Here is an 11,961-nt window from a genome sequence, read left to right as displayed (position 1 = left end):
GTCCGGTTCGGCGGTCACCGCGTCACGCGTGTCCCCTGAGCTCACGTCCGTTGACCATCTCCGATTCGATCCTCACGAACACCGTGTTCCGCAACGGCATCCAGGAGGTCGGGCCGACCTCGGACAGCCGTTCGTGCTCGGCGGGGTCGGTCACGACGGTGGCCCGTCCGGTGACGACCACGCTCCAGCCGGACCGGGTCTCCGCGTCGAACTCGTCCGCCTCGAAGGCGACCACGACGCCGTCGATCGCGCGGACGAGTTCCGAGTCCGACGAGGTACGCAGCAGAACGGAGTCGTCCGTGTCCAGACGGAAGTTGACCGGCAGGACCGCGGGCAGCGCCTGCCGGGTGTACACCACGCGGCCGACCGGGACCTTCGCCAGGAGGCGAAGGCACTCCTGCCGGCCGAGTTCGTGAAACGTGTCTTCCTGCGACATCCAGCAATCGTCCCTCCCCACGCCGGGACCGAATAGGGCCGGTCGGCCCTACTGAGGGGGAGCCGAAAGGCAGGTCCTCCTGCCGGACGGCCCAGGGCAGGACGACCCAGAAGGCGACCCAGAAGGTCAGGCAACCGTTCCGGCGCCTGTCAGCCGGGCTCGCTCACCGGCAGGGGCCGGCGCACCATGAACACGTCCACCGGATCCTCCGCCTCGACAGTGAACCCGTAGCGCTCGTACAGCCGCCGGGCCGGGCTGCCCTGCAGCACGTTCAGCCGGACCGGGACACCGAGGCGGTCACACCGCTCCAGCAGCTCGCTCAGTACGCCCGAGCCGATGCCGCAGCCCTGGAGACGAGGCGCCAGGTAGAAGTGCTCGAACCACCGGCAGTCCTCCGCCGGCCGCAGGGCCACGGCCCCGGCGAACGCGCCGGCGACCTCGATCACCCAGGTGTGGGCAGGGTCGAATCCGTCCCGCAGTCGCTGGCGCACGCGGTGCGGGTCGTAGCGTCCGAGCCGCTCCAGATCCGCCCGCATCACCACGGCCCGCAATTCGACCACCGCCTCGATGTCTCGAAGCGAGGCCGGACGTAGATCCCAGTCAGCCATGATGATCACACTATCGCGCGGGTTTTCTGTCCAGGTGACAGCACTCGGGCAGGCGCCGACTGGGCCGGCCGGCGTCGGCTGGTACCGGCCTATGCCGGGCTGGTGTGCCGACCGACACCGGCCCGGCGTCTCGACAGGGAGGGTTTCCGGCGTCCGCCGAGATACGGGACCCTGCCCTCACGCCGGTGTGGGGGACGCGGCTCCTTCCCCGGACGTGGAGTCGAGGGAGTCGAGGAGCTCACGCTCACGTGGGGTGAGAGGCGGCTCGGACAGCGGCGGCAGCGAAGGACCGCTGAGTGCCGCCAGAACGGTTCGCGGACGCAGCAGGCGGGCGGGTCCGGCCTTGAGACCGGTGACGTCCCACAGGGCGGACGCGGCGACGTAGGAACCGGTGGCCGCCTTGGTGAGGCGGCGCGTGTACCGGCCGGCGATGCGGTCGACAGCCGTCCGCTCACCGCCGCGGACCCCGGGATACATCGAGTCCTGGCTGACCGCGATGCTCCACGCCGTTTCGACGACGGCGGCCGCGGCGCGCTGGACCCTGCGGCTGAGACCGGGGGTGCTCAGGTCGGCCTGTGCCAGTTGCCGGCTGAGGACCTGGGCGCCCAGTGCGGCCACCGACATGCCCTGTCCGTAGGCCGGGTTGAGTGTGGCGAGCGCGTCGCCGAGGACGACGAGGCCGTCCGGCCAGTCACGCGCCTTCTCCACGTAGCGACGGGAGTTGCTGGTGCTGTGACTGACGAAGACGTCCGTGAGCGGTTCCGCTCCGGACAGGAGCCGGCCCACGATGGGGTGAGGGAGGTCGAGGGTGTAGCGCAGGAACCCGTCGGGATCGGCCGGGGGTTCTCCGCCCCTGGTGCCTCCGAGGCTCACCATCCATCGGTTGCCCTCGATCGGGACGATCACCGCGCTGCGCCCGGGCTCGCCCAGATAGGGGTTGGCCTGCACCATGGTCAGGGGGAAATTCTCGGCGCCCGGCGGGGTGCGGTAGATACGGGTGGCGTTGACGAGGCCGGCGTCGACCCGTATCTCGTCGATGCCGGTGATGCCCAGGGTGGTCAGCCAGGTCAGGATACGGGAACCGCGTCCGCTCGCGTCGACGACGATGTCGGCGTCGAGCACCTCCGGGTTCGCGGCGGTGCCGACGCGGACGCCGCGGACGCGCCGGGCGTCACCGGTCAGGTCGACCACATGGGTGGTGCGGACCTCGACGTTGCCGGTGTTGTCCACGACCGCGGTTCGTACGGCCCAGTCCAGCAGCGCCCGACTGGAGGTGATCATGTTGTGGCTGTTGTGGCGCCAACGGTGGAACCAGCCCTCCGGGCTCAGGGCCAGCATGCCCGAGCTCAGTGATATCTCGCGGGCGCCCGCGGCGAGGAGATGTTCTCTGATGCCGGTCTTCGGTATCAGCTCTTCCATGGCGTCCAGGCCGCCGGGCATCAAAAGGTGCGCGTGACGTCCCTGGGGAAGCCCTTTGCGGTGTTCCGGCCCGTCGGGCAGCTCGTCGCGGTCGAGCACGATCACCTCGTCGACGGCGGAGGACAGAGCCGCCGCCGCCATGACACCGCCCAGTCCGGCTCCGATCACGACAGCTCTACTCATGGTGCTCCTTGATCTCAGTCATGGGACGCGGTCACCGATCCCCGACGGGCTGCGGCGACGACGGGTGATTGCCCCAGTGCCTGGGCGAGTTCCACAAGTCCCGTTGTGACGACGGCACCGGTGGCGTGCAGGCGGTAGGTGCTGGGTTCGTTGAAGGGGCGGTCGGCCGGGGCGGCCGCCTGCCGCGCGGCGTCGGCGAGCATGGCCGCCTCCGCTATCACGCGGGCCTGGCTGGGGGTGTTTCCCTCGTCGAGCGCCGTCGCCAGCGAGATCCGGCGTACCCGGTCGTCGAAGAGGGGGGCCAGGGCAAGGAGCGCGTCGTGGATGGAAACCTCCAGCCACTGGAGTCGCGCGTAGGGAAGCTCCCACCAGGAGGGCGACGGTTTCGGCGCGGTCGCCGCCCACTGCACTTCCGTCCACAGCGGTGTCAGCCGGCGATAGTCGTTCAGGCTGCGCCAGTGGGTGATGGCCGGCGGCAGGAGCCGGGGGATCGTGAAGCCGGCGGAACAGAACAGAGCACCGAGGGAGACCACGGGCGGCGCGACGTTCGTGGAGAGAAAGTCCAGGTCGTGGCCGAGCCAGCGGGCCACGACAGCGGTGATCTTCGCGATCTCGAAGCCCGCGAGGTCCAGCAGCAGGCCGACGAGTATGAGGCGAAGTCCCGTACGGAGAGGGCCTGTCACCTCACGCATCCACTTGAGGCACACGGCACTCATCACCGCGATGCAGGCACCGTGCCCGACCAGGTACAGCACGATCATCTCGCGCATGTACGGCGTGTTCGCGTAGTAGGTGTCGAGGTCGGTGAGCCGCTCGGTACGCGGGTCCGCCAGCGTGAACAGGACGATGACGGCGATGATGAGCAGACCGAAGACGATGACGGCCTGGCGGGTGCTGCGCCTGACGAGTTCGGGCGGGCCGCCCCTCCAGTGGATCAGCAGAATGATCAAGGAGCAGCTGTATGCGGAGATCATGCTGTACGTCAGCGGTGCGCCGAAATTGGGAACGCCCGTCAGCCGGTTGACGGCGGCCAGGGTGACGGGTGCGGAGCACGTGAAGCACAGAGCACCGATCGAGACCGCGGCGCACGTCGAGGCAGTCAGTGGATTGCGCAGCGCGGCACGCGGCCGGCGGAACAGCAGGACGGCCGATAAGGCCAGGAGTAACGCGGCGAGGTACACGACAAGGCTCATGGGTGAGAACTCCGTTCAGCGGCCCGCGCGATGGATGGCTGCGCCGGAGCTGTCGGCGTGTGCCTCATACGGCACCCCTGGCGGTCGGACCGGGGTGTACGGGGGTGCCCGGGAGGCTGCCGGACGTGGTCAGAGCCTCGGCGATACGTACGAGAGCCGAGGCATCCGGCGCCGGGAGCGTCAGGCCCGAGCCGCCCGGAGAACCGGGAGTCGGCTCCCCGCTGCGCTCCGTCCGTACGGCCGCGGCGATGATCGCGGCCCAGCCGGTCGCCTGGGCCCGCTCCCGGTCTCCCGTCGCGAGCAGGGTGGCGTCATGCGTCCGCTCGTACAGATCCCGGTCGAACAGCGCGTCGAGGTAGCTCAGCGCGTTGTGGATGCTGGTCTGGCGCCACATGAGCAGGGTGGCCGGGGAGGACGGTCGTGGGCGTGGCAGTCGTAGGTTGCGGTGGGCGAGTACACCGTCCAGTTCGCGTTCGAGCGGTGCCAGGCCTACGTACGCGCGCCAGGAGTGCAGCCAGGCTGTCAGGCTGGGCCCGGCCCAGGGGATGAGGATTCCCGTGACGGTGAGAAGGGCGCTGAGGCCCGCCAGTCCGGGCGAGACCTCCGTTCCGAGGGCCGACCAGTCGGGCCCGCACCAGCGGGCGACGACGGCGGTGAGCTTGGAGACGCTGTACCCGGCGCCGACCACCGTGCCCGCCCCCATGGTCAGCAGCCCCGTGCGGAGCCGCCCGTGGACCTCGCGGGCCCAGCGCAGTGACCACAGCGCGGTGGTCACCACGGCGGCCAGATGAGCGAGCAGGTACAGGACGATCATCTCGGCGATGAAAGGAGTCATCGCGTAGTAGGTGTCGAAATCGGTGCGACGCTCCGTGGGCGCGTCCCCGAGCGCGAACAGCACGGCGACGAGAACGAGTACGGCGCAGTAGCCGCCCATCAGGAGGCGGGCGATCCTGCGGACGTCCGGTCCGCCCTTCCAGAAGATGATCAGAACGAGGGACATGGCGCTGTAGGCGGTGATGGAGGCGTAGGTCAGCGGCGCGGCGAGATTCGGGATTCCGCTGACCCGGTTGATCGCCCCCACCGTGGGTGGCGCGCCGAGCAGGAAGCACAGGCCGGCGAGCGCCATCACCGCACAGACGGTGCGCAGAATGGGGTCGCGCCAGTGGCGTACGAGATCGGGTGCCCGCACGGTCAGGCCCAGCCACAGCACGCCACAGCTCACGTAGTTGATCAGTCCGCTCATCTTCGTGTTCCGCGATAGTTCAGGGCGGCCCCGATGCGACTGGCGAGATCGTCGGCGCTGTTCGACCCGGACGCGAGGACGGAGTGGTCCGAGGCTTCCAGCAGCGCCCGGAGACGCCGTCCGAGCAGCATGCCGAACCGATCCGCCTCCTGCTCGGCCCGTAGGCTGAAGTCGGTGCGGGCGGCGGTCTGCTGGGCATCGTGGGAGACATACAGGTGGTGTGGCGGCGCTGCCTCTCCTTGGCTCATGTGCCACACCTCATGGCCGAAGATCACGATCTGGTGCCATACGGCCGTGCGCTCTTCGATGATGACGTCGTCATGTGTGTCGCGTTCGAGCCAGAGCCCCGTCGCCGTGTGAGGCGGGAAAGCCGCCTTGTGGACGACGACTTCGCGCCCCCGCCACTGGTTGACCGACGCGACCAGCGCGGCGAACAACGCATCGGCGTCCGCCGGAGGCGTCACCCGGACAGGGTCGATGAGCACGTCGGCAAGCCTGCGCATCTCCCTTTTCCTACGCACCGTTCCCCCCGCGCTCATCCCTGGTTCCGGGCCGTACAAGGCTGTTGCGGACGGGCCCGACGATGGTGCCCGGCCGATCGTGTCGACGGTGTCCCGGCCCGTACGTCACCTCGGCCGGCCCTGGAGGCCCGCCACGTCGGACCGCGTGGTCTCCACGTCCGGGAACCCGGCGGAGAGCCCGGCGAAACAGCGAGGCAGGTCCGCGGACGTCGGGCCGGGCACGTCCAGCGGGCGGACGCCGGCATCCGGAGAGGCGGCGGTGCCCTGCGCGGGGCCGTTGGCGTCGAGAGCGTCGGAGAGGCGTCCTCGACGACCGGCCGACCGGCTGATGTGCGCCGGCGTTCCGGCCAGTTGGGCACAAGCATCCGCTGCCACCGAGCGTTCTCCAAGGCGCTTGAAAAGATGATGAGTCGACGTCCACGCGAGACTATCCGGCCGCGCCCGGGTTGTTAAGTTTTCCGTATTTCCCGAGGGCGGAGAAGAGTTCCCGCCGCAGCCCGTCCACGCCCCGCACCCAACGGGTCCAGCCGGCCCGGCTGCCCCGGACGGCCTCGGCTGCGGCTCCGGCTGAGACTCCGGCGCCGAAGCGTGTCAGTGTGGAAGCGGAAGCCGCAGCCGCAGCCGAGGCGTGAGCGATCACGAGGAGGGCCGGTCATGACCACATTCCCCACCGCGCGAGCCGTCCGGACCACCCCGGAAGGTCTTCTGTGGGAACCCAGCGCACGCTGGGTGCGCGGCCGACGCGGCGAGGTGACCGTCGTGGACAGCAGGCACCCCGTCCTCGTGTGGGAGCCGGAAGTACCGGTGCCGCTGTACGCCTTCCCGCGCGAGGAGGTCCGCGAGGACCTGCTCCGCCCGGCGAAGAACCCCGCGACGGGCACGCACACCGGATCGCGGATCTTCTACGACCTGGAGCTCGACGGCGAGCTCCAGGAGAACGCGGCCTGGACGTTCGCCGCCTCCGACCTGGCCGGACACATCGCCTTCGAGTGGTTCGGCCGCGTCGGCCGGGGCCTGGACCACTGGTACGAGGAGGAGGAAGAGATCTTCATCCACCCGCGCGACCCGCACAAACGGGTGGACGCCATCGCGAGCGGCCGTCATGTGCGGGTCGAGATCGACGGCACGCTCGTCGCCGACACCGTCCGCCCGGTCCTGCTCTTCGAAACGGGGCTGCCGACGCGGTTCTACATCCCGCGCGAGGACGTCCGCCTCGAACTCCTCGTCCCCACCGACCATCACACCGGCTGTCCCTACAAGGGCACGGCCGACTACTGGTCGTGGCGGGGCGGCGCCGCCGTCCCGGCGAACATCGTCTGGACCTACCCGGATCCGCTGCCGGCGGTGGGCGCGGTCAAAGACCTCGTGGCCTTCTACAACGAGGTGGTCGACATCACCGTGGACGGCGAAGGCCTGGAGCGCCCCGTCACCCCGTTCACCCGAGCGCTCACGGAGCAGACACAGCCGTGATGGATCAGCCCTCCAGCCGTCGCTGCCCCGGTGCAAGCGGCGATCGGTCAACCTCGCAGATGTCCCCATACGGACCGTGCCGCGCGCTCCACGGCATGGAGGGCCCGCTCGGAGTGGTCGGTCGTCTCGAAACCGTGGCGGCCACGGGGTACGTCGATCACCTCGACATCGGCGTCACACTCCTTGGCGGCGGCCAGGAACTCCTCGACCGTCGCCGCGATCTCGGCGCGCTCCAGTTCCACCCGGGTCAGCACGACCGGCAGCCGTTCCGCGCTTCGTAGGGCGACCGCAGGCCGGAACCGGGATGCGACGTGCCCCCAGTTCGGCATCGGCGCGAGGACCGGATAGGTCGCCGCCACACACCGCAGCCAGGGCGGGGGCGCCGCCAGCCAGTCCGCCGACAACAGCCCGCCGGCGGAGAAGAACCACAGCGCCACGCGGTCCGCGTCGACACGGGGATCGGCCCGTACGAGGTCGACCGCTTCGGCGATGTCCTCGGCGGCCCGCCCGTAGTCGGCCAGATCGTGCAGCCGATGGTCCAGCGTGACGCCGACCGCTCCCAGACCCGCCACGAGGCGGGCGTAGCCGACGAAGCCCGGCCAGTCCCGCGGAGTCGGCCGCACGTCGGGGTGCACCGGACCGCCATGGACGAACACGACCGCCGGCCATGGGCCTTCGGCTTCCGAGGAGAGGCCGTCGGGAAGGTCGGCCTGGACGCTGGCGGCGAGGCCGGCGGGGAGGGCGTCGGACAGGTCACCGGGGAAGTGGAGATCGACCCGTCCGATCCGCTCGCGGCGCCGCTCCGGTACGTCCAGCAGGAACGGGCGAAGGTGAGCCGGCTGTTCGCTCACCGCGGCCGCCACCCGGTGGCCTTCCCCCGCGGCGGCCCGGAGCAGCGTCCCGGCCACGTCGTCCGCCCGGGAGAGCATCGGCCAGTGCCCGGTGTCGAGTTCGAAGAAGGTCACCCGGGGCTCGGTGAGGGCTCGGAGGCGGGGATCTCCCAACGCCACCAAGCCCTCGACCATCGCGATGCTCGAACCGTTGCCGGTGCACAGCACGCCGGTCGACGGCAGAGCCGAGACCGCTGCCGTCAGACGGAGCGGCTGGGTGAGCGTGCCCACCGGCTGCGGTGCGGCGTTCTCCGTCAACCGGGTCAGGGCGCTCGACGGGATCCCGGCGACGCTGCCCCAGCGCTGCCACGCCTCGAGCGGTGGCGGAGGGATCAGCCAGTCGTCCCCGTCCGCACCGGTCCCCTGCGACAGCCGCTCGCGTACAGCCTCGTCCGGCACCAAGGTCAGGGCCTGGTCGCCGTGTTGGGGCATGCCGGCGTCCAGGTGGACGATCCGGGCGATCCGCTCGGGACGCCGGCCGGCTGCGCCGAGCACCGGGTAGATGCCGTAGCAGTGACCGACCAGGACCACTTCCGGCGCGTCCAACTCGTCGATCAGCCGCAGCAGATCGTCGATGTGCGTCTCAAGGTCCGTACCGGGGCCCGCCGCAGGGCCGTCGTCGCCCATGCCGGTGAGCGTCACCGGACAGGCCCGCGCCCCCGACTCCCGTAGCCGAGCGGCCACTTCCTGCCAGATCCAGCCGCCGGTGTGGGCGCCCGCCACCAGGATGAAAGTCGTCATCACCGTCTCCTCGTACTGGGGTCCGCGGGCCGGGCTTACCGGTGCTCCGCGCTCGCCGGTACGGTAGGAACTCCCCCTGAGGGAGGTTCAAGTCCGTGTCCCCCGACAGCATGTGGAGTATCGGAGAGCTCGCCGAGCGCGCCGGCGTCACCGTCAAGACCGTCCGCTTCTACTCGGACCGGGGCCTCCTGCCCGAAGGGGCCCGCAGCTCCGGAGGCCACCGCCGCTACGGCCCGGAGGCCCTCGACCGGCTGCAGCTGATCCGTTCGCTGCGCACCCTCGACCTGCCGGTTCCCGAAGTGGAGCGGATCCTCGACCGGGACGACACGCTGGAGGACGTCGTCGCGGGACAGTTGCGGCGGATCGGCTCGCGGCTCACCGCCCTGCGCTGGCAGGAGGCGGCGCTCCAACTGCTCCAGGACTGCGCCCCCGAGGAACGCGCCGCTCGCCTACGGCTGATCGGCTCCGTGTCCGTCCCGCCCAGCACCGCGCCGCTGGCACGCTTCTGGCGGCGCTGGCTGCCTCCGCGGCTGCCGGCCCGGCTCGTCTCCGCGATCGTCGAACACTCCGTTCCGCAGGTTCCCGAAGGCCCGACACCGGCCCAGGTGCTGGCCTTCACCCGGCTGCACGCCTTCGTCACCGCCCCTTGCCCCGGCACGGACAACGGGCAGCCCGCGGCGCACCGGCCCGACGGCGGACGTCCGGCGGTGCTCTACGACGGTCTCGTCGAGGCGTACGCGCTGGCGTCGCCGCAGGTGCGAGCGGAGCGGTCACCGCGAACGGGCGAGGCACTCGACTGCTTCGTCTCCGCCTACGCCCGCTCCCGTGACACGCGGGACACGCCGGCGTTCCGCCGCGGACTCAGCGGGATGCTCGCCGCGGACCCCCGTATCGACCACTACTGGAATCTCACCGCCGAGATCACCGCCTCACCCGAACCGACCCCCGGCGCCATCCACGACTGGCTCTGCGCCGCCTTGGACGACCAGATCGCCCACCAGGCCGGCTGATCAGGGTGGCTCCGCCCGGCGGATGGAGAGGTTCCGGCTCCGCCCACAGCGTCATGAGGACCGCGTCGCTCGGAAGGCCGCTCGGACCGCCCACTGTGTGCGCTCGGACCGCCCACTGTGTGTGCGCTCAGAACGCCCACCGTGTGTGGGTGTAGACCCCGTCGTCGCGACCGAACCCGTACGCGGTGGCCGGGGCCACCCCGTACACCACAGCGTCTCCCTTTCTGAACGCGTTCCCGATCCCGTGGAAGGTGCCCTGAGGGGAGGTGATGTGCGGCCCGTATTTCGTCTCGTACGCCGCGATCACCTCTTCCAGAACGGCCGGATCGGCAACCGGTACCGCCTCGCCCTCGATCACGAGGTCGAGCCCTTCGGTGAGCGAGTTCCCGCCGGTGGTCAGCGCGCAGTGCCCGTTGTGGGCGAGGTTCTTCGCCTTCTGCTCCCCTGGGCCGGTGGAGAAGTACAACACCCCGTCGTGCCAGGCGGCGATCACGGGGGTGACGTGCAGCCGGCCGTCGGGCCGCACGGTCGACACCCAGAAGATCTCGGCGGCCTCCATCGTCCGCCGGGCCTCGGCCCACTCGGTGGCCGTGACGTCCGCGGCACCCGGCCGGGGACGGAGCGCGGAACTGTAGCGGGCGTCGAGCTCGGTGGAGGGCTGTTCGGCGGATCGCTGTGTCGGCATGGCGGAAATCCCTTCCTCGTCCTGCCTCTTCCTGATGACTGGGCAGTGACGGCCGGATCAGGTGGACACAATGGCGTTGAGTCCGTAGTCCAGCTCCGAGCCGTCGACCAGTACCGCCTCGACCGTGCGCGAACGAGGGTCGATGTCGGCCACGATTCCGTCGCCCGCGTAGCGCGGGTAGCCCGTTTCGCCTGTCTCGCCGGTCGCCTCGACGGCCGCCGATCGCACAGCGGATTCCTGGGCGGAGACGGCGTCCTTGTTCACGACGTACTCGGGGACCAGCAGGACGGTGAAACGCTGAGGTTCGGTAGTCACGCTCCGGTATTTAAGTGCCTCTCCCGGCACCCGTCGCGCAGGCGCACGGGAGTTCTTCGCACCCGGGCGGTCGGCCGAGCGGGCGACAGCGGTGGGATGCGCCGCGTGATGGGGGAAGACATCGATCATGCCGCCGTCCCGGCCGCCGCTCGGCCCCATGACGGCGTTCTGCCGTCGGACGGTCACTCGTCGCATCGGCGGCGCGGCGCTCGTCCGGTGCGGCCTCGCGCCTGAGCGGCGGCGATCGTTTCCGCGGACGGTACGGCGACGCGCCGACCGTCGAGAACAGATGGGCGAACCGTGAGGCACAGGACTACGCAGGTACGAACGCGCACGTCGTCACCGGCTCGGAGTCGTGCGGGGTGGGCCCGGCGGCTGGCGGCCGTCACGGGAGTTCTCGTGCTGTGCGCCCTGCCCACCGGACAGGCGGGCGCGGCGCAGGAGAACGGTCCCTCACCGGCAAGAGCACCGCTGTTCGTGTCCGACTACGGCAACAACCGGGTGGTGAGGCTGTCGGCGATCGGCGACAGCCTGTCGACGGTCCCCCTCGACGCTGTCGTACGCCCGACCGGTCTGGCGTGGGACGCCGCCCGCGATCTCTATGTCGCCGACACGGGCAACAACAGGGTGGTGAAGGTGGTGGCGAAGGGCGGGGAGCAGTCCACCGTCCCCACCGTCGGCCTGTCGCGCCCGCTGGGCCTCGCCGTCGACGCCCACGGCACCCTCTACATCGCCGACAGCTTCAACGACCGGGTGGTGAAGGTCCCCGCCGACGGCAGCGGGCAGACCACCGTCCCCACCACGGGGCTGCTCCACCCCTGGGGTCTGGCACTCGGCGCGGGCGGGGACCTGTACATCTCCGACTTCGTCAACGACCGGGTGGTGAAGGTCGCCGCGGACGGCAGCGGCCAGACCACGGTCCCCGCGGTCGGCCTGTCCCAGCCGACCGGACTCGCCCTGAACGCCGCCGGTGACCTCTACATCTCGGACAGCGGCAACAACCGCGTCGTGAAGGTGTCCGCGGGCAGTGGTACGCAGAGCACAGTGCCCACGACCGGACTGAGCGATCCGCTGGGCCTCGCCCTGGACGGCCGCGGCGGCCTCTATGTGGCCGATGGTTTCAACAACCGGGTGGTACGGGTCGCGGAGACCGGCGGCGGTCAGGTCACGCTTCCCGCCTCCGGCCTCAACACGCCGACCGGCATCGCGTTCCCGCCGGCCGACAAGCCCGTCGGGTGACACGGAGT

The 11,961-nt window shown here is 70.5% G+C and carries 13 protein-coding genes; 3 read left to right on the top strand and 10 right to left on the bottom strand.

What is annotated here, in order from left to right:
• Positions 1–22 precede the first annotated feature (22 nt).
• The 7 genes from OG410_RS02665 to OG410_RS02635 form a co-directional block, all read right to left on the bottom strand.
• A complete protein-coding gene (locus OG410_RS02665) occupies positions 23–436 on the bottom strand; it encodes a pyridoxamine 5'-phosphate oxidase family protein (RefSeq protein ID WP_329297589.1) in 414 nt (137 codons plus the stop codon).
• Positions 437–585: 149 nt separating this feature from the next.
• Positions 586–1,044 (bottom strand): GNAT family N-acetyltransferase, encoded by a 459-nt coding sequence (locus OG410_RS02660; protein ID WP_329297588.1) that lies wholly within the window; start codon positions 1,042–1,044, stop codon positions 586–588.
• 177 nt (positions 1,045–1,221) lie between these two features.
• Positions 1,222–2,646, bottom strand: coding sequence for an FAD-dependent oxidoreductase (locus OG410_RS02655; protein WP_329297587.1), 1,425 nt, complete (start codon positions 2,644–2,646; stop codon positions 1,222–1,224).
• A 14-nt stretch (positions 2,647–2,660) separates the two neighbouring features.
• Entirely contained in the window at positions 2,661–3,839 is a 1,179-nt protein-coding gene (locus OG410_RS02650; RefSeq protein WP_329297586.1) for an MAB_1171c family putative transporter, read from the bottom strand.
• A 64-nt stretch (positions 3,840–3,903) separates the two neighbouring features.
• Positions 3,904–5,082, bottom strand: a complete 1,179-nt coding sequence (locus tag OG410_RS02645) for an MAB_1171c family putative transporter (protein WP_329297585.1) — start codon at positions 5,080–5,082, stop codon at positions 3,904–3,906.
• Positions 5,079–5,585 carry a toxin gene (locus OG410_RS02640; RefSeq protein WP_329297584.1) on the bottom strand — a complete coding sequence of 169 codons (507 nt, stop codon included), beginning with the start codon at positions 5,583–5,585 and terminating at the stop codon, positions 5,079–5,081. Before OG410_RS02640 ends, OG410_RS02645 begins: the two co-directional genes overlap by 4 nt.
• Positions 5,586–5,708: 123 nt before the next feature.
• Entirely contained in the window at positions 5,709–5,978 is a 270-nt protein-coding gene (locus tag OG410_RS02635; RefSeq protein WP_329297583.1) for a hypothetical protein, read from the bottom strand.
• A gap of 279 nt (positions 5,979–6,257) precedes the next feature.
• Here OG410_RS02635 and OG410_RS02630 point away from each other — a divergent pair, with 279 nt between their 5' ends.
• Positions 6,258–7,073, top strand: coding sequence for a DUF427 domain-containing protein (locus OG410_RS02630; RefSeq protein ID WP_329297582.1), 816 nt, complete (start codon positions 6,258–6,260; stop codon positions 7,071–7,073).
• Positions 7,074–7,120: 47 nt separating this feature from the next.
• Here the strand turns inward: OG410_RS02630 and OG410_RS02625 are convergent, their stop codons facing one another.
• On the bottom strand, positions 7,121–8,704 hold the full coding sequence (locus OG410_RS02625) for an alpha/beta fold hydrolase (protein WP_329297581.1): 1,584 nt from the start codon (positions 8,702–8,704) through the stop codon (positions 7,121–7,123).
• 95 nt (positions 8,705–8,799) lie between these two features.
• On the opposite strand from OG410_RS02625, the gene OG410_RS02620 reads away from it, so the two are divergent.
• Positions 8,800–9,714, top strand: coding sequence for a helix-turn-helix domain-containing protein (locus OG410_RS02620; RefSeq protein ID WP_443063702.1), 915 nt, complete (start codon positions 8,800–8,802; stop codon positions 9,712–9,714).
• Between the two features lie 127 nt (positions 9,715–9,841).
• Here OG410_RS02620 and OG410_RS02615 read toward each other — a convergent pair whose 3' ends face one another.
• Together OG410_RS02615 and OG410_RS02610 are read right to left on the bottom strand one after the other, a co-directional pair.
• Entirely contained in the window at positions 9,842–10,399 is a 558-nt protein-coding gene (locus OG410_RS02615; RefSeq protein ID WP_329297580.1) for a pyridoxamine 5'-phosphate oxidase family protein, read from the bottom strand.
• A gap of 57 nt (positions 10,400–10,456) precedes the next feature.
• Entirely contained in the window at positions 10,457–10,714 is a 258-nt protein-coding gene (locus OG410_RS02610; protein ID WP_329297579.1) for a hypothetical protein, read from the bottom strand.
• A gap of 399 nt (positions 10,715–11,113) precedes the next feature.
• Between OG410_RS02610 and OG410_RS02605 the strand changes: the two genes are divergently transcribed.
• Entirely contained in the window at positions 11,114–11,953 is an 840-nt protein-coding gene (locus tag OG410_RS02605; protein WP_329297578.1) for a virginiamycin B lyase family protein, read from the top strand.
• Positions 11,954–11,961: the final 8 nt, after the last annotated feature.

The sequence above is a fragment of the Streptomyces sp. NBC_00659 genome, assembly GCF_036226925.1.
Classification (GTDB): Bacteria; Actinomycetota; Actinomycetes; order Streptomycetales; family Streptomycetaceae; genus Streptomyces.
Note: the sequence above shows the minus strand (reverse complement) of the source record. Positions and strands in the feature narration are given on the sequence as shown.